Genomic DNA, 18,179 nt, shown 5'->3' with positions numbered 1-18,179 from the left:
ATGGCAGAAGAGCAAGCCGCGGACACTGGCTGGTCAATTGACCTTCCTGATGGCTGGGAAGGCCATGATGATGGGGATACGTCGGTATTCACCGACCCTGATGGCGTTGGCGTTTTGCAGATCACCGCCATGGAAAGTGACGATGATATCTCTGAGCAGGACCTGAAAACTTTCGCTGGCGAGCCACCGAAGAAGGCAGTCAAAGAAAATTTCCGCAACAAGCATTTTCGCGGCTTCAGCATCGCCCTGCAGGCTGACGGAGAGTATCGACACAACTGGTATCTAGCGGCCAACAAACTGGCAGTGGTGGTGAGCTACGTGTGCAACGAAGAAGATCGCTCAATTGAAATGGCACAGGTAAAGGACATGGTGCGCTCGTTGGAGCTGATCCTTTAGGATCAGCTTCGGAAAAAGCCTGCTCAGTCGACTTGAATATGCCCTTCAGCAATAGTCTGAGTACCCACCACAATCATGCGCACCATGGTCGACATATCCTCCACGGCCTGCGGGCGCTTTTCCTCCGGCAAGTCCATGGACGATGCGCCCATGGTGAACACTAACCGGGTAATTGCTCTGGCCGCCAGCGCCGGCTTATAGATTCCGGTTTCGTTGGCACTTGCCAGACGTACCAGATCGGCGCACAGCTCTTCCTCGAAATAGACCAGCTGGCGCTCAACCGCCGCCTTGAACGCCTCGGAGCCTACTGTGCCCTCTCGCAGCAGCAGTTGCATGTACTTCTGCTCGCCCCACAGCTGCTCCATAAATGCCTCAATGGAACTGCGCACCACACTACGCCCACTAGTGGCTCGATGCCGGGCCTGACCAATCACCTGGCGCAGGGCACCGCCAGCCTGCTCAATCAAACTCACCGCCAACTCATCCACATCGCGGAAATGCCGATAGAAGCTGTTCGGTGCGATGCCGGCCTCACGGGCCACTTCCCGCAAGCTAAGGGTGGAGATACTGCGGTTAGGGCCGACCAGCTGCATGGCCGCCACCATCAGATCTTCTCTGGAGATCACCGCCCGCCGCCCTTGATGGGGGCGACTGCTCTGGCGCTGCTCGTCGGTGGCGATCTCGTTCATGGTCATGTTCCTGTAGCCGGCAGATCGGATAGTAATACCGGAATGTGGGTAAATCGTACCACTATGCTACCGCTTAGTTTATGCACAAGTGTATAGATTATTGTCTATACATATGTATAATTATTGGCACTACATGTCGGAGCCCCCGAAATGACGGCTAGCCAAACCCTGAAACGCCTTGTTGCCCCGCTGGTGGATCCCGCCGTCTATGACTTCTGGGCGCAGAAGGTCCACCCCACTCTTAGCTGGGATCGCTGTCTGGCCCGGGTGGTGGAGCGCCACGTGGAGGCGCGCGACACTGTTAGCCTGACTCTCAAACCGAACGGCCTGTTTACCGGCTTTCAGCCCGGCCAGCATCTGAATGTCACTGTGGAAGTGAATGGCGTGCGGCTGACGCGGAGCTACAGCCCATCAGACTCGTTGCACAAGGATGGTCGTATTCGCTTGACCATTAAGGCCATAGCGCAAGGCAAGGTCAGCCAGCATCTGGTGCATAGCTGCCAGATCGGTGATGTGGTCGAGCTTGGCAGCGCCTACGGCGACATGACCTTGCCGGAAGAGCCTCATGCGTGGCTGTTCGTCGCCGCAGGATCAGGCATTACGCCGATCATGAGCCTGCTGAATACCCTGACGCAGAAGCCACTACAACAGCCAGCATCGTTAATTTACTGGGCCCGGACTCGGGCGGACCTGTGTTTCAGCGAAGCACTGCACAAGATGACGGAAAACGACCCCCTGCTGAAGGTCCACACGGTGCTGACCCGTGAGCCCAATCGTCTGGAAAACGAGCTGGACGGCCATCCACGAGAGTCACTATTTCGTAATCTGGTGCCGGACCTTGAACGCCGCCGTATCTACGCCTGCGGCCCACACGGATTTGTGCAGAGCGTTGAAAGCTTGCTGGCGGATAAAGCCGCTCTGTTTCAGGCCGAGGCTTTCAGCCCTTCCCCGGTGGTCACCACCGCCGGTGCACCGGTTAATCTGTTCCTCAGCAAGAGCAACATCAGCGTACAAATTCCATCGGGCGTGCCGCTATTGGAGGCGCTCGAAGCAGAAGGCCTCAAACCAGCCTACGGCTGTCGCATGGGCATCTGCAACACCTGCTCCTGTCAGAAACAACTGGGCACTACCACCGACACACGCAACGGCAACACCTTCAGTGAGCCGGGCGCCGTAAGGCTGTGCATCAACAGCGCTAACTCTGATCTGACTCTGGAACTCTGACCATGACGTCATCAATGACTTCCGTCCTGAAAAACAGCGGCAAAACCAACCGCCCGAATGATACTCAGCTGGCTGCCTTCGGTGCTGAGCTGGATGCACTGCGCGAACGCACCCTGACAGATCTGGGTGAGCGCGATGCGCGCTATATCCGCCGTATTTATGCCGCCGTGCGCTACACCGAAGTCATCGGTCGCGGCCTGCTGTTCTTTGGCTTGTTTCCTCCGGCCTGGATCGTCGGCACATTACTGCTCGGCATCTCGAAAATTCTCGACAACATGGAGTTGGGGCACAACGTCATCCACGGCCAATACGACTGGATGAATGACCCTCACCTGAGCGGTAAAACTTTTGAGTGGGACATCGTCGGCACAGCTGACCATTGGCGCAAAACCCATAACTACAGCCACCACACCTATACCAATATCAAAGGCATGGACGAGGATATTGGCTACGGCGTATTGCGGCTTTTCCCGGAGCAGCGCTGGCGGCCATTCTTTATCGGTCAGCCCATCTATGCGCTGATATTTGCCCTGCTCTTTCAATGGGGCGTTGCAATTCAGGACCTGCGTTTCGGCCAGTACTTCAAAGGCAAGAAGACCGGCAAGGAAATGCTCGAAGAAATGAAGCCTTTCCTGAAAAAGAGCCGCCGGCAGCTAATTAAGGATTATGTTATTTTCCCGCTAATTGCCGGGCCGTTTTTTCTGCCGGTTTTTCTGGGCAATCTCGCTGCCAATGGCATTCGTAATCTTTGGACCTATATGATTATTTTCTGCGGTCACTTTACCGCTGACGTGGAACTCTTCCCGAAAAGCGTGCTTAGAAATGAGTCCCGCGGACAGTGGTACTACCGCCAGATTCGAGGCTCGTCTAACCTGACCGGAAGCAAACTGCTGCACATAATGAGCGGCAACCTGAGCCACCAGATCGAACATCACTTGTTCCCGGATATTCCGGCTCACCGCTACGAGGAAATGTCACGGGAAGTACGCGCCATCTGTCAGCGCTATGGCGTGCATTACAATCGGGGCCCCTTGATTAAACAGTTCTCTCAGGTGATTTGGCGCATTCTGCGCTACTCACTACCGAGCAAGTATGTGCCAATCAAGGCTTCTGCATAACACGGCGGCGGCGGAATGAAGCAGATATTTTCCGCCGCCATATCCAGGCTTTGCGAAACGTTTTACAGACCAACTGGTGCGAAACGCTGGCAGGTAAAATCAAGAAATCGGTCAACACGGCGCAGGCAGTCAGCCGACATACTGACCAGACGAACCCGCCTGTCCTGCTCGCTCTCACACTCATCCAGCAAGCCCTGATCAATCGCCTTCTGGACATACTTCACTGCAGTGCGGCGGCTGATATTAGGCATCAGCTCATACAGCTCAGTCTTCGCTAAAGGCCTATCGCGCTTTAGCCACATTTGCGTGAACAGGTCACAGTAGTTCAAGTCATTAAGATTTGTATCCGCAAAGCTCTTCGCCCAAAAGCTGTCGATATCAAAAATCGCTACCGCAGCTTCCGTGCGGCTACCCATGTTATAGCGACGGGTCATGCCCGGCCCTCCTGATGACTAATTGTGGTGCATGACACAGGCCCTCTGGCCCCGTAATGGCGCATCCCCTTATCCGGCAAAGCCACGCGCCCCTGAATAATATGCTGTTTTGCATGTAATTAAGCAATCTATGCAAACTGACATACTTATGGCATGAACCTTGCCTCTATCTCCCCGGCTCCGTAGCCATCAGGTCCGGAATCTGGAGAACACTATGCAGTTTGCCCTATTCAAAACACTCTGGGGACACAACGGCAGCGTCGCCGATGGTGCCGAGCTGGCTGCGCAAGCTGGCTTTCAAGGCATTGAGGCTCCGGCGCCGCGTGATGATGAAGAGCTGAGGGAGCTGAAGCAAGCGCTTGCCAATTACCAATTGGATTACATCTGCGAGATCTGCACTACAGGAAGTTACGTGCCTGAGCGCCATGCAACTCCAGAGCAGCACCTGCTCGACCTTGAGGACAAGATTCAACGGGGTCTGCCACTGGGACCTCGTTTTTTCAATGTCATGGGTGGCTGCGACGCGTGGCCGCTGGACATGCAAATTAATTTTTTTCGTCGAGCCAAGGAAATTGCCGACCAGCATGGCGTTTTGTGCAGCTTTGAAACTCACCGCGGCCGATCATTTTTCAATCCATGGGTGACGCGAGATGTGCTGCGAGCGCTTCCGGACTTGTCGATTACCTGCGACTTCAGCCACTGGGTGGTGGTATGCGAGCGACTTATGGATAGCGAATGGGACGTAATCACTGAAGTTGCCGGTCAAGCCCACCATATCCATGGCCGTGTCGGCTACGACCAGGGCCCCCAGGTGCCCCACCCGGCAGCACCGGAATATCGTGCAGCACTCGAATCCCACGAACGATGCTGGGAAGCCATCTGGTCCTCACAGATGAAACGTGGCTACCAGCGCAGCACCATGACCCCTGAATTTGGCCCCGATGGATACCTGCACTGCCTGCCATTCACTAACGCACCTGTGGCCGATCTTTGGCAGGTGAACCGCTGGATCGGTGAGCGTCAGCGCAGTCATTTCGCAGACTGGCTCGCCACATCAACAAATCTTCGTCAGGCCAGTGCAGGCTGACCTTTGCCGAACAGGAGGAAATCATGTCATCCGTAAGAGCATTATTGCGCGATTCCACCAGCCTTTGGCCAAACACAGCTGCCATAGGATATATCCTGCTGGGCTATTTCGGTGGGTGGTGGGCGCTTTTTCAGGGCAGCACTGCTCTGTTTATTGTCGGCGTTGTGGCCATAGCCCATGCCATGACCATTGCCGCCTACCTTATGCATGACTGCGGTCATAACAGCATTTTCAAGGACACTGAACTCAACTCCCGACTCGGCCGCTGGCTCAATGTCATCTGCGGAAGCAACTACGGCACCTACGAAGACATGCGCTACAAGCATATGCGCCATCATGTGGATAACTGCGAGCCGGTGACTTTTGACTACCGCAGCTGGTTAAAGCGCCACCCGGTTGTTCATCGCGTGGTAAATGCACTTGAGTGGGCCTATATCCCGGCAGTCGAATTGATCATGCATGGCATGCAGATAATTGCGCCGTTTGTCTATGAAGACAAACGCTCCCAGCGCGGCAGAGTGATGCGCGTTGTACTGCTGCGTTTCTCTCTGTTTGCCCTGATCACATGGCTATCACCCATCGCGGCACTGGGTTATGTCCTTGCCTATGTGCTGTTCATTACCTTCTTGCGATTTATGGACAACTTCCAGCATAGCTATGAGATATTCTACCGTCTCAATGACCCTGATTTCGTGCCCCCATTAAAGGGGGATGTTGAGTACGAGCAAAGCCACACCTATAGCAACCTTATTTCCCAACGCTGGCCCTGGCTGAACCTGATCGCGCTAAACTTTTCCTACCACAATGCTCACCATGCCAAGCCCACTTTGAGCTGGCATCGACTACCTGAACTGCATGCCAGTCTTTATCCGGACCAGTGTCCGCAACAACTGACCTTCTGGCCACAACTGGTGGAGTTTCATCGCCACCGTGTGGCAAGAGTGCTATCCGAACATTACGGCGAAGATGATGTGGTAACTCAACTACGCAACGGTGATGCCACAGGCGTCAATGCATTGTCATTTCTAACCGCATTCTGAAAGGAAATTACAATGCTTCAGCCAATCATATCGCCGCCACCACCAGAGCAGCCGACTACGGGCCCAGTTGCCGTGGCCAGTCAGGCCCCGGCAGCACCGCCTGCTCTTGCAGTCAGGCGGCGTTGGCTGGAGTTCAAGCAGCCTGTATCCACTAGCAGCAAGCTACTGCTCGGCATCAGTGCATGGATTCTGTTTCTGCTCGGCTGGCACTTGGCTGCAACTAGCGGCACTGAAGCAAATCCACTATTCCCTTCTCCGGTAGATGTTTCGGACTCGCTCTGGAACCTGTTTGCCGAGCGCGGATTTCACAGCGATGTACTGGCCAGCTTACAGCGTATTCTTATCAGCTTCGGTCTTGCGGTCGCTATTGCGGTGCCCACCGGAGTGTTGATGGGCGCCTTCCCTGCAGTCGAGGCTTTCTTCAGTCCTCTAGTGTCCGCCTTCCGCTACCTTCCTGCGCCAGCGTTTATCCCGTTGCTACTTATGTGGCTTGGCACCGGTGACACTCAGAAGATTGCTCTACTTGTACTTGGGGTCATCTGGTTTCTGATCACCCTTGTTTGCGACACCGTCAAACAGACACCGGTGGATTTTATTGAAACCTCCCGGACCCTTGGTGGCTCAAGACGCACCATCCTCTGGACTGTTGTGGTGCCGTCGTCACTGCCAGGCATTGTCGACACCTGCCGACAGATGTTGGCGGTCAGCTGGACGTATCTGGTTATCGCAGAAATTGTCGCCGCCACTGATGGCATTGGCGCCATGATGATGCGCGCCCGGCGCTTTGTTCATGTGGATGACATTATGGCTGGCATTCTTGTTATCGGCGCGCTTGGACTGCTTTGTGACCTGGCTTTTCGCGGCCTGCACTGGCTGATGTTCCCTTACATGCGGCGCCGCTGACGCACTGAAAACTGATCATTCAAAGACCGTTTCCCCGAAGAGGAGTAACACCATGTCAATACCGATACCCAAGACCCTTCGACACTCCCTGCTGTGGCTTGCCACGGCTACCATGCTAGTCGCTTGTAGCGACCCTGAGACACCGACAAGCAAGACCGAAACGCCTCCAGAGCCTCCGGCGAAGGCGGCGGAAGCATCAGAAACCGTCAAGGTGTCGCTGTTTTCCTGGCCCGGGTATGGATTCTGGTTTATTGCCAAGGAGAAAAATCTGGTTCCAGAGCTCAATCTCGACATCCAGATTATCGAAGATCCGTACGAAAGCTTCGGCCTGATGAGTGCGGGGCAGCTGGATATTACCTCTAGCACTGTTGAGTATGGCCCTATCGCAGTTGATAAGGATGTTCCGGTGAAGTTGGTGACCTATACCAACCCTTCCTATGGCACTGACAAAATTATTCTGCGCCCTGAAATTACTTCACCAACGGAGCTGGTGGGAAAAAAGATAGCCGTTCTTGAGGGCGGACTAACTCAGATCTTTATGGGCATATGGCTTGAAGAGAACGGTGTTGGGATCGACGAGGTGGAGTTCGTTAATGTCATTATGGATGAAGCGGTCGGCGCCATGCTCGGCGGTGACGTAGCAGCCGCAGAATTCTGGGAACCCTTTGGCAGCAAGGTATTGGCTGGCATGCCAGGTGCTCAGGTAATGGCCACATCAGCAGAAGAAAAATGGATCAGCACTGCCCTTCTTGGTGATGGCATGTATATGACTTCAGCTCTGCTTGACGATCGCCCTGAAGCCGCAGCTCTGGCAATGAAAGCGTACTTCGCCGCGGTTGACTGGTGGAAGGAAAACCCCGCGGAAGGCAACAAGATTATCGCAGATGCAATCCAGTTCACTGTTGAAGATGTTGAGATGGTGATCGGTGGTGATGGCCAGATCAACAAAGGCGGCATCTGGGTATTCGACAAACAGGAAGCAGGTTCATTTATGGGACTACTGCCGGACGACCTTCCCCTCGGTCTCACTAGCGGCCAGATCGTTCAGCACTGGAATACCACCAACGAGTGGTGGATCAAGTTTGGTCAGGCCACGGAAATGCATGACTGGACCACCGGCGTTGTCACTGCGCCGTTAGAAGCTGTATTGAAGGAGAGCGGCCTGATTACGGAGGCACAATGAACGCCGCACTGGAAATTGAATGCGGCGGACTGGAAGTAGCGCGGCTGGGGAAAATATTCCCCGGTCGCGACAAGCCAGTTATTGCGGTTGAGGATGTAAGCTTTCGCGTTGAGCCCCGTCAGGTGTGCATCCTGCTGGGGCCATCAGGATGCGGCAAGTCGACTATACTGCGCATGATAGCGGGACTGGAACAGCCAAGCAGCGGTGGCATCAGTCTGAATGGCAATCCGGTTGTCGGGCCACACCGGGAACGCGGCATGGTATTTCAGGGCTACACCTCGTTCCCGTGGCTCACTGTGCGGCAAAATGTGGCTTATGGTCTACGCATCAACGGTGATGCCTACGCATTGCGCGAGGGCACCGTCGACCATTATCTGGAACGGGTAGGGCTTAGTCGCTTTGCTGATGCATGGCCTCACCAGTTGTCCGGAGGTATGCGTCAACGGGTTGCTCTTGCCCGGGCGCTCGCCACAACACCCCAGCTATTACTCATGGACGAACCGTTTGGTGCACTTGATGCGGAGACCCGTTGGCAAATGCAGGAATTACTTCTCAATGTTATTCGTAAAGAGCGAATGACAGTTGTGATGGTCACCCACGATGTTGAAGAAGCGCTACTGCTGGGCGATCAGATTGTTTTTCTATCGAGCCATCCAGGGCGTGTGCGCACCATTCTTCATCCCCCCTTTAAGTCTGACGATGCCATCTGCACTCGTGAGTCGCTACGTGCACACTCTGATTATGCACCCATGGAAAGAGACATCCTGTCGATGATGCGCGAAGAAGGTCACAACCACTAGCCAGCCGCTGGGGGGTAGCGGCGCCGTCACGGACGGTTGAGCCAATAGGATGGCGAGCAATTGTGGTTATGCCTTTGAGCCGGTATAACCAGTCGTCAATTCAGGCAACCTCCCAGTCCCCATGACCCAGTCAATGATCAAACAAGTAGACGGCTACTCTGACCCGGCATTTCAGGCAGTAGAGCGCGTGTTTCGTAGTCAGTTACAGAAAACCGCTGGCGGTGGCGCAGTGTGCGTCTATCACCGGGGTAGAAAGGTGGTCGATCTGTGGGGGGGCGTGCGTGATGACCGTGGCAATCCTTGGCAGCAAGATACGCTCAGTGTTTCTTTTTCCACCACCAAGGGTGTCACAGCAACCCTGCTACACCAACTAGTGGCCGAGGGGAAAGTTAATTACGACACCCCCGTATCCCATTACTGGCCGGAATTCGCCGAAAATGGCAAAGCCTCGATCACCGTTCGCGATTTACTGACTCATCGAGCGGGGCTTTATGGCATGCGCTCGCTGAAGCTTTCATTCGAGGACTTGCTTGACTGGGACAGGACCTGTACCGCGCTAGCTGCTGCACCGAGCAACAGGGAAAAGGCACCCTACAGTGTATATCACGCTTTGACTTACGGCTGGCTGGTGGGCGAAGTAATCCGTCGTGCGGGCGGTGACTCAATCACTAACCAGCTACAGGAAAAAATCTCTCTGCCCCTGGGGCTGGATGGCTGCCATATCGGCGTTCCCGATAGCGAGCATCATCGCGTGGCCATGCTGCTCATGGGGCGCCCGGTTGACGAACCACCACGTTCTGCCGGAAAAAAGCCGTCGCTGAGAAAGAAAATTGCCGGCAACCTGCGATCCGGTCTGATTACTTTAAACAAACACGGACTGGCGCCCGATTTTTCGCCATTCGAAGACGCCGTTACCGTACGAGACTTTCACCCACGCAAATTGGTCACCGCTGAGGGCTTGCGTGCTGCCATGCCAGCAGTGAACGGTACCTTTACAGCACGATCACTGGCACGTATGTATGCAGCATTGGCCAACGGCGGCGAACTTGACGGGGTACGGATTCTTGATGCCAATATGCTACCCGTGATCAGCGCCCAGCAAGTTGATACCCTCGACCGGGCATTATTCTCACCGATGCGCTGGAGGCTGGGCTATCACCAACCCTATGTGCTGACCAGACGCAGGCCTCGTCAGGCTTTTGGCCACTTTGGGTTCGGCGGCTCCGGCGCATGGGCCGATCCAACACGCAATCTGTCTATAGCACTCACCGTGAATGCTGGTAGCGGCACCCCCTGGGGGGACATGCGCATACTCAAGCTTGGCGCGGCTGCGCTTAGCGGTGCAAACTCGTTGAGATAGCAGTATCCCTTCATACAAATGGGTCATTTTATTGATTCCATCGATGGTGCTTGAACCAAAGGCCATTGACGGCGATAGTGTGCGCTTTATCAAGACCATCAGGATCGTAACTATGAAGAAGTTGTTTCTTGCCGCCTGCGTTACCGCCCTTTCCAGCTCAGCACTGGCGGAACACAATGTACCTTCAAACTATTCCTATATCGGCCTGCATCTTTCCCAGCATTATTTTGATCTGGGTGGCCATATTGCGCCTGCAGATTTCGATGAAGGACTGATGCCCGGCGCTCAGTTCGGTGTACGCTTCAAAGACCAGTGGTCTATTCAAGGCTGGTGGGGTCAGGGCGATATGGATTTTGAAGCGGGTGGCGGCGATGCCGAGTTTACCCACTACTTTATTTCTGCCCGCCATCACTATAAGGACACACAGTGGCTTGGCTTCGAGCCCTATAGTGGCGCTGCCGTAGGCCAGCTCGAGATAGACGGCAACGAGGAGACGCTCGGCGCCTTTGAGATGGGCTTGCAGCGCGGTTTGCACAGGAATTTTATTATCGATCTGGGCGTGCGTCCGGCTTACAGTTTTGACAATGAGCGCTGGGATGGCGAGGTCTATGCTGCAATCAATTTCGCCATCGGTGGCGACACGGGCAGCAATAGCAGCGCCAGCGAGATGGCCGAAGACAAAGTGACTGAGATGGCCGATGAGGCGAAAGCCGCTATCACAGCCGCTGTCGATAGCGATGGTGACGGCGTGGTTGACGCTCTGGACAAGTGTGCCGACACCAGTGCTGGCAGCAAGGTTGATGAAACTGGCTGCAATGTTGTCCTCACAGAAAATATTCGCGAAACCCTGTATGTGCAGTTTAGTACTGGTGGCAGCACAGTCGCAGAGGCATCTTTCGAAGATATCGGCCGCGTAGCACAGCGTATGCGGGAATTTCCGGACGTGCAGTTACTGCTGGAAGGCCACACCGATAGCTCTGGCGGCGCCGATTTGAATCGCCGTCTGTCCCAGCAGCGAGCCGATGCAGTCAAGCAAGTCCTGATCGAGCGCTTCAATATCGACGGCAGCCGTATTGATGCGGTTGGTCGCGGCGAGGATGCACCGGCATTTAGCAATGACACCGCTGACGGACGCGCCAAGAACCGTCGGGTAGAGGCGGTACTGCAAGCACAGAAAACCGTGACCCAGTAGCACTGAGCGGAACACCGCTCGTCACAGCAAAGGCAGCCGGCAGACGCCGGCTGCCTTTTTTATTCCAGCCCCTTCCAGCTGCGCTACGCCAACCCCAGCCCCTACCCGCGGACTCACACACCCCCTACAATGACCCCCAATAATCAGCGGGGAAGTCCATGAGCCTTCAGTTCAGCAAGATGCACGGCCTTGGCAATGATTTTATGGTCATCGATGGCGTGCGTCAGAATCTGCCATCCACAGGGCTACCGCTGTCTGCGGAGCGTATTCGTACGCTGGCTGATCGCCACTTCGGCATCGGCTTTGACCAGCTATTAGTGGTCCAGCCAGCGGCTGCTCCCGGGGTGGATTTCCGCTACCGGATCTTCAACGCCGACGGCTCTGAGGTGAATCAGTGCGGTAATGGCGCACGCTGCTTTGCCCGCTTCGTGCGAGATCAGGGCCTGACTGACAAGGACTCCATTCAAGTTGAAACCGCCGCAGGTCAAATGACGCTGAACCTGACCGACGATGGTCAGGTAACCGTAGACATGGGGGCGCCCCGCTGGGCCCCCAAAGATATTCCGCTGAATGCCAGCGAGGAATCTGACAGCTACTTCATTGTCGCCGGCAGTCAGGCATTTGAGGTCGGCGCCGTTGGCCTTGGCAATCCCCACTGTGTCCTGCTGGTGGAGAACGTGGATACCGCGCCAGTGGCGAGCGTTGGCCCTCTACTGGAGAGCCACGGTGACTTCCCTGAGAGGGTCAACGTCGGCTTTATGCAGATCGTCGATCGCGGCCATATCCGCCTGCGCGTCTTCGAGCGCGGCTCGGGAGAGACTCTGGCCTGCGGCTCTGGTGCTTGCGCAGCAGTGGTGGTCGGTCAGCGGCGCGGCTTGCTCGATGACACCGTGCAGGTGGACTTGCCTGGTGGCAGGCTATCGATTAGCTATACGGGCAAGGGCGGCATTCAGATGACAGGCCCGGCGGCGCACGTCTATGATGGCCGCATTGATATCTAAGGGGACTCGAGGATGAGTGAGGAACACGCCACCAGCGCCGAGCAGGTTACCGCCTGGTTGCGCCACCACCCGGATTTTTTTCAGGGCAGGCCGGACCTGCTCGAATTGATGCTTCTTCCAGATCCTCGTGGCAAGGCCGTATCCCTGCTGGAGCGGCAGGCCAGCATCCTCCGTGACCGCAACACCGAGCTGCGTGAACGCCTCAATGCTCTGCTCGATATCGCCCGCGAGAACGACAGCCTGTTCGAGAAGACTCGCCAGCTCACCCTGAAACTGATCGAAGCCAAAGGCCTGGAGCCGCTGTGCAAAGCACTGGTAGATAGCCTGAAGAGCCAGTTTGGCTCCGACGCCGTAACCCTGCTGATCTATGATCGGGATATTTCTATTGATGGAGCGCTACGCGAGCATGTCCGCGTGGTCGACAGCAGCGCCCTGCACGATGCTCTACAAACACTGCTGCGACAGGGCAATGCTGTGTGCGGGATATTGCGCGACGATGAAGTCCGCGAGCTGTTCCCCCGGCATGCAGACGATGTGAAATCTGCCGCCATGGTGCCGCTGGACTTTCAGGGCCGTCAGGGCCTGCTGGCCATCGGCAGCTTTGATGAGCACCACTTCCGTAGCTCCCTCGGCACCCTGTTCATTACCCATCTGGGCGATGTCATTGCCCGGCGTCTGGCGGACACCCTGCGTGACTCGCGCCGTCTTGAAGCCAAGCGTGCCTGAGCTGCCCGCGTCGCTCGCCCAGCCCATTGAGGCCTTCGCCAAACACATTGGCAGCGAGCGACGTCTTTCGCCCCACACCCTGAGTAATTACCAGCGCGACCTGCAGCAAACTGCGGCACTTTTGCAGGAGCGCGGCCTGTGTGACTGGTCGGCGGTCACCCAGCACGACGTACGGGCACTGGTAGCCACATGGCATCGGCGCGGCAAAGGTGGCACTTCGATTCAGCGCATGCTGTCATCATTGCGCACTTTCTATAGTTTCCTGCTGCGCGAAGGGCTGGCCAGCGACAATCCCGCTGGCGGTATCCGCGCGCCCAAAAGTGCAAAACGTTTGCCGAAAACTCTGGATCAGGAGCAGGTCGGTCATCTGCTTGATAGCAATGGCGAGAACGACCCATTGGCACTGCGCGATCAGGCCATGATGGAATTGATTTATTCCTCTGGCCTGCGGCTTGCAGAGTTGGTCAGTCTGGATATGGACACCATCGACCTCCGTGATGGTGAAATGGTAGTAACCGGCAAGGGCTCAAAGGCCCGTTTACTACCTGTCGGGGCTCCAGCCATTACCGCTGTGCGCGAATGGATTAAACAGCGCCCGTCTCTGCTCAAAGACCCCCATGAAAAGGCCCTGTTCGTGAATGCGCGGGGCAATCGCGTTTCAACTCGCACGGTGCAGCAGCGTCTGGCGCGGGCCGCCAAACTGCGCGGCCTCGGTCAGCACCTGCATCCGCATATGCTGCGACATTCATTTGCCACACATATGCTTGAGGCCAGCGGGGACTTGCGCGCCGTACAAGAGTTGCTTGGCCATGCCAATCTGTCGACCACGCAAATCTATACCCATCTCGACTTTCAGCATCTGGCCAGCGTTTATGATGGTGCGCACCCGCGGGCGCAGCGGAAGAAATAATTCCACTCAGGGGTTCATCAGCACCCGGGCAAAAACACTTTTCAGATATTCCGTCTCCGGAATTGCCGGATGGATGGGGTGATCCTCGGCCTGCCCCTCGGTAGCAAACACCTGCACAAAGCGATCAATATGACGACCGCTTGAGCGCACCACGTCCATAAGCTGATCACGGGACAGATGCATGGAGCACGAGGCGCTCACTAACACACCGCCGGGCTCCACCAGACGCATGGCCAGCTCATTGATGGCATGGTAGCCGGCCAAGCCATTTTTAAAATCCTTTTTCCGTTTGATAAATGCAGGAGGATCGATAACAACCACATCGAACCGCTGACCCTGCAGGATCAGCTCTTTCATGGCCGCATTAGCCTCCATGGCCAGCGTTATCATGCGATCCGCCACACCGTTAAGTTCGGCATTGCGCTGAACAAACTCCATCGCCCGTGCCGACGAATCTACGCAGGTTACCGATGAGGCGCCATGGGCAGCAGCCAACACGCCCCAGGCTCCGCAATAGGAAAACACATCCAGCACTCTGGCGCCGGCCACCAATGGCAGAATCCGGCGACGTGCCGCCCGGTGATCGTAAAACCAACCTGTCTTCTGCCCTTCTTCCAGTGGCGCGTAATAATTAACACCATTTTCGTTAAGCAGCACTTCAGCCGGCAGCTCGCCTTTCAGTGCCTGAACCATAGAGCTCAGGCCTTCCTGCTCGCGCACCGCGCTTTCGCTTTTGACGACGATATTTTTCGGCTGATAAAGACGATCCAATGCCTGCGCAATATCCTCAAGCACCGCATCCATGCCAGCGGTGCCGGACTGGATCACGAACGTGTCATTGAAACGATCAATCACCAGACCGGACAAACCATCACCATCGCCAAACACAGCACGGTAACAGCCGCCTGCAAACAGTGACTCGCGCAGACTAACAGCTTGGGCAATCTGCTTTTCAAGAAAGGCACGATCCAGAGACTGGTTCGGATCTCGAGAAAAGAGGCGCGCACAAATTAACGAATGGGGATTGGCATAGGCTCGGCCAAGAGGTTTGCCGCGACTATCCTCAACCACTACCTCGCCACCTGGAGCAAGGACCTTTAGAGGCGTGGCAGCTGTATCCACCTCATTGGAATAGACCCATAGATGGCCACTACGGATGCGCCGCTCTTCGCCGCGCTTGAGTCTCAACACCGGAACTGCCATGAAATTCACCCGTAGCAGCGGCTTGCGCCGCTTATGTAATTACGCCGGCTTCCAGACCAGATTCAGCTCACGAGCTGCACGCACGTCATCAAGGCGGCGCACCGGCTGACTGTAGGGGGCACCTTTTACCAGCTCCGGACTCTCCCGAGCCTCTTCGAGGATCTTCGCCATGGCGTCGATAAACTCGTCGAGAGCTTCCTTGGTTTCTGTCTCCGTGGGCTCAATCAGCAGACACTCTGGCACCAGCAGCGGGAAGTAGGTGGTCGGTGCATGCTGGTTATAGTCCAGCAATCGCTTGGCCACATCCATCGCCGATACATCAAATGCCTTGGACTCCTTCGCCAGAGTGATGATGAATTCATGGCTGGCGCGACGCTCTGGGTAAGCGGCGGTATAGCCCACCTGCTGCAAACGCTTGAGCATATAGTTGGCTGCCAGCGACGAATACTCGCCAACCCGCAACATCCCCTCACGACCGAGCGCACGGGCATAGTAGTAGGCTCGCAGCAATACACCGGCGTTACCCATAAATGCGGAAAGGTGTCCGATGGTTTGTGGCAAGTCAGCGTCGCTGAGCCAGCGATAGCTGTCACCATCCTGACCAACAATTGGCGTCGGCAGGAACGGCTTCAAACGCTCTGACACTCCCACCGGACCGGCGCCAGGACCACCGCCTCCGTGCGGAGTAGCAAAGGTCTTGTGCAGATTCATGTGAATCACATCAAAGCCCATGTCGCCTGGGCGCACCTTGCCAAGAATAGCGTTAAGGTTGGCACCGTCGTAATACAGCAGGCCACCAGCCTCGTGTACCGCTTTGGCAATTGCTTCAATCTGCCGCTCGAACACACCACAGGTTGAAGGGTTGGTCATCATCAAGCCGGCGGTCTGCGGACCACAGGCAGCTTTTAGAGCTTCAAGGTCAACGTCGCCGCTGTCGTTTACTGGCACCTCACGGACCTTGTAACCACACATCACGGCGGTGGCGGGGTTGGTACCGTGGGCTGCCTCTGGCACGAGGATTTCTGTACGCGCGTGATCTTTACGAGCTTCGTGATAGGCACGAATCATGGCGACACCGGCGAATTCCCCCTGAGCCCCCGCCATCGGCGTCAAAGACACCCCCTTCATGCCAGTTACTTCTTTGAGAAACTCCTGCAGCTCGAACAGGCAGGCAAGATAGCCCTGGCTGTGACTTTCCGGGGCCAACGGGTGGCGCTTGAGGAAGCCCGGCAGCATGGCAGCACGGTTGGCACCGCGAGGGTTATATTTCATGGTGCAGGAACCGAGCGGATAGAACTGCTTGTCAATAGCAAAGTTCTTGCTCGACAGATTGGTGTAATGACGCACCACCTGCAGCTCGGACACCTCCGGCAGCATCGGCTTGCTGTGCCGGCGCAGACCTGCCGGCAGATCACTCAGTTTGTCATCGGCCACAGGCTTCGGTGCCTGAGAGAAAGCACGACGACCGGCCTTCGACACATCAAAAATCAATTGGGCGTCACGGTTCATGCCAACACCTCCGCCAGCGCGGCTGCATACTGTTCGATTTCATCCTGCGTACGCACATCGGTAGCGCAGATCAGCACCGCATTATCAAAGCCATAGGCCGGCGCCAGCGAATAACCGCCAAGAATGTTTTTTGCCGCCAGCGCTTTCAGGGTCAGGTTGGCGGACTGGGGCAGTTCAATCACTACCTCATGAAAAGTCGCGCTAGAAAAACGACGCGTCACGCCCTTGATTGCGCAAAGCTTTTCGGCCAGAAAATTAGTATTGGCATGGCAATGGCCGGCAACGCTAGCCAGGCCATCAGCACCGAGCAACGACATATAGATCGTCGCCGCCGTCATCGCCAGGCCCTGATTAGTGCAGATGTTCGAGGTCGCCTTGGAGCGGCGAATATGCTGCTCACGGGCCTGTAAGGTCAGAGCAAAGCCCGGCTTGCCGTCCATGTCCACGGTACGACCAATGATTCGGCCCGGCATCTGCCGGACGTGCTGCTGCTTACAACACATAAAGCCAAAGTACGGGCCACCGGAAGAAAGCGGCACACCGAGCGGCTGTCCTTCACCAACAACAATATCAACGCCATCTTCGCCCCACTCGCCCGGCGGCTTGAGCAACGCCAGCGAGGTTGGATTAACTACAGCAATCACCAACATATTGTTGGCATGGGCCCAGTCAGTTAGTGCATCAACATCTTCCAGGCAGCCAAAGAAGTTAGGCTGAGCGATAACCAGCGCCGCATAATCTTCACCAGCGTACTGCGCCAACGCATCCACCGAAGTGACGCCACGCTCGTTGCAGAACGGCACCTCCTCGATGGTCACACCCTGATTGGTGACAATATCGCGAGTGGCTCGACGGTATAGCGGATGCACAGCAGTGGGCATTAGCACCCGACTCGTCTTGGACTTACGGTTGGCGCGCAATGCCATAAGCACCGCTTCCGCCAGACCAGAGGCGCCGTCATAAACGGAGGCATTGCTCACATCCATGCCGGTCAGATGCGCAATCATCGACTGGTATTCGTAAATGGTCTGCAGCGTCCCTTGACTCGCTTCAGCCTGATACGGGGTATAGGCAGTGTAGTACTCACCGCGCGTGGCAACTTCCCAGACCGCCGCAGGAATATGATGCTCGTAAGCACCAGCACCGATAAAACAGACCGCGCCTTCATCCTGTCTGGCTCGTGCAGACATCAATGCGGTCACTTCCATTTCCGTCAGGCCATCCGGAAGCTTCTCCAGCGCTCCAGCTTTCAGATGGGCGGGAATTTCGTCGAACAGATCTTCAATACGCGCAACGCCAATGGCGTCGAGCATGACCTGCACATCATCCGGGGTGTGGGGGATATAAGGCATGGGTAATCCGTGTTGGATAACATGATGAAAGCCTCCCCGCGAAAGCGGGGAG

Annotated in this window: 18 protein-coding genes; 13 read left to right on the top strand and 5 right to left on the bottom strand. The window is 56.0% G+C overall.

Annotated features, from left to right (window positions below):
• Positions 1 to 396, top strand: a complete 396-nt coding sequence (locus tag J1C54_RS11475; RefSeq protein WP_229147778.1) for a hypothetical protein — start codon at positions 1 to 3, stop codon at positions 394 to 396.
• Between the two features lie 23 nt (positions 397 to 419).
• Here J1C54_RS11475 and fabR read toward each other — a convergent pair whose 3' ends face one another.
• A complete protein-coding gene (gene fabR, locus J1C54_RS11470) occupies positions 420 to 1,085 on the bottom strand; it encodes an HTH-type transcriptional repressor FabR (protein ID WP_229147777.1) in 666 nt (221 codons plus the stop codon).
• Between the two features lie 150 nt (positions 1,086 to 1,235).
• Here fabR and J1C54_RS11465 point away from each other — a divergent pair, with 150 nt between their 5' ends.
• Positions 1,236 to 2,309, top strand: a complete 1,074-nt coding sequence (locus J1C54_RS11465) for a ferredoxin reductase (RefSeq protein WP_229147776.1) — start codon at positions 1,236 to 1,238, stop codon at positions 2,307 to 2,309.
• Between the two features lie 2 nt (positions 2,310 to 2,311).
• Entirely contained in the window at positions 2,312 to 3,427 is a 1,116-nt protein-coding gene (locus J1C54_RS11460; protein WP_304504406.1) for an acyl-CoA desaturase, read from the top strand.
• A gap of 62 nt (positions 3,428 to 3,489) precedes the next feature.
• On the opposite strand, the gene J1C54_RS11455 is transcribed toward J1C54_RS11460, so the two are convergent.
• Positions 3,490 to 3,861: a MarR family transcriptional regulator gene (locus tag J1C54_RS11455; protein ID WP_229147775.1), complete on the bottom strand. Its 372-nt coding sequence runs from the start codon at positions 3,859 to 3,861 to the stop codon at positions 3,490 to 3,492.
• A gap of 214 nt (positions 3,862 to 4,075) precedes the next feature.
• Between J1C54_RS11455 and J1C54_RS11450 the strand changes: the two genes are divergently transcribed.
• The 10 genes from J1C54_RS11450 (at position 4,076) to xerC (ending at position 14,063) form a co-directional block, all read left to right on the top strand.
• On the top strand, positions 4,076 to 4,948 hold the full coding sequence (locus tag J1C54_RS11450) for a sugar phosphate isomerase/epimerase (protein WP_229147773.1): 873 nt from the start codon (positions 4,076 to 4,078) through the stop codon (positions 4,946 to 4,948).
• Between the two features lie 23 nt (positions 4,949 to 4,971).
• Positions 4,972 to 5,988 carry a fatty acid desaturase gene (locus tag J1C54_RS11445; RefSeq protein ID WP_229147771.1) on the top strand — a complete coding sequence of 339 codons (1,017 nt, stop codon included), beginning with the start codon at positions 4,972 to 4,974 and terminating at the stop codon, positions 5,986 to 5,988.
• 12 nt (positions 5,989 to 6,000) lie between these two features.
• Positions 6,001 to 6,891: an ABC transporter permease gene (locus tag J1C54_RS11440; RefSeq protein ID WP_229147767.1), complete on the top strand. Its 891-nt coding sequence runs from the start codon at positions 6,001 to 6,003 to the stop codon at positions 6,889 to 6,891.
• A gap of 52 nt (positions 6,892 to 6,943) precedes the next feature.
• On the top strand, positions 6,944 to 8,074 hold the full coding sequence (locus J1C54_RS11435; RefSeq protein ID WP_229147763.1) for an ABC transporter substrate-binding protein: 1,131 nt from the start codon (positions 6,944 to 6,946) through the stop codon (positions 8,072 to 8,074).
• A complete protein-coding gene (locus tag J1C54_RS11430) occupies positions 8,071 to 8,874 on the top strand; it encodes an ABC transporter ATP-binding protein (protein WP_229147761.1) in 804 nt (267 codons plus the stop codon). The genes J1C54_RS11435 and J1C54_RS11430 overlap by 4 nt, the downstream gene beginning before the upstream one ends.
• Before the next feature lie 133 nt (positions 8,875 to 9,007).
• Complete coding sequence (locus J1C54_RS11425; RefSeq protein WP_229147760.1) at positions 9,008 to 10,234, top strand: serine hydrolase domain-containing protein; 1,227 nt, start codon at positions 9,008 to 9,010, stop codon at positions 10,232 to 10,234.
• A gap of 43 nt (positions 10,235 to 10,277) precedes the next feature.
• Positions 10,278 to 11,426, top strand: a complete 1,149-nt coding sequence (locus J1C54_RS11420) for an OmpA family protein (RefSeq protein WP_229147758.1) — start codon at positions 10,278 to 10,280, stop codon at positions 11,424 to 11,426.
• A 158-nt stretch (positions 11,427 to 11,584) separates the two neighbouring features.
• Entirely contained in the window at positions 11,585 to 12,427 is an 843-nt protein-coding gene (dapF, locus tag J1C54_RS11415) for a diaminopimelate epimerase (protein WP_229147755.1), read from the top strand.
• A gap of 12 nt (positions 12,428 to 12,439) precedes the next feature.
• Positions 12,440 to 13,153, top strand: coding sequence for a DUF484 family protein (locus J1C54_RS11410; protein ID WP_229147749.1), 714 nt, complete (start codon positions 12,440 to 12,442; stop codon positions 13,151 to 13,153).
• On the top strand, positions 13,119 to 14,063 hold the full coding sequence (gene xerC, locus J1C54_RS11405; protein ID WP_370635650.1) for a tyrosine recombinase XerC: 945 nt from the start codon (positions 13,119 to 13,121) through the stop codon (positions 14,061 to 14,063). The genes J1C54_RS11410 and xerC overlap by 35 nt, the downstream gene beginning before the upstream one ends.
• Before the next feature lie 6 nt (positions 14,064 to 14,069).
• Here xerC and J1C54_RS11400 read toward each other — a convergent pair whose 3' ends face one another.
• Genes J1C54_RS11400 through gcvPA form a run of 3 tightly spaced genes read right to left on the bottom strand, consistent with a single transcriptional unit; the run spans position 14,070 to position 18,127 of the window.
• On the bottom strand, positions 14,070 to 15,266 hold the full coding sequence (locus tag J1C54_RS11400) for a class I SAM-dependent rRNA methyltransferase (RefSeq protein WP_229147746.1): 1,197 nt from the start codon (positions 15,264 to 15,266) through the stop codon (positions 14,070 to 14,072).
• Positions 15,267 to 15,305: 39 nt separating this feature from the next.
• Complete coding sequence (gene gcvPB / locus J1C54_RS11395) at positions 15,306 to 16,775, bottom strand: aminomethyl-transferring glycine dehydrogenase subunit GcvPB (protein WP_229147744.1); 1,470 nt, start codon at positions 16,773 to 16,775, stop codon at positions 15,306 to 15,308.
• Entirely contained in the window at positions 16,772 to 18,127 is a 1,356-nt protein-coding gene (gcvPA, locus tag J1C54_RS11390) for an aminomethyl-transferring glycine dehydrogenase subunit GcvPA (RefSeq protein WP_229147741.1), read from the bottom strand. The genes gcvPB and gcvPA overlap by 4 nt, the downstream gene beginning before the upstream one ends.
• Between the last annotated feature and the right edge of the window lie 52 nt (positions 18,128 to 18,179).

It is taken from the genome of Alcanivorax sp. 1008, from assembly GCF_020667895.1.
Lineage (GTDB): Bacteria > Pseudomonadota > Gammaproteobacteria > Pseudomonadales > Alcanivoracaceae > PGZG01.
Note: the sequence above shows the minus strand (reverse complement) of the source record. Positions and strands in the feature narration are given on the sequence as shown.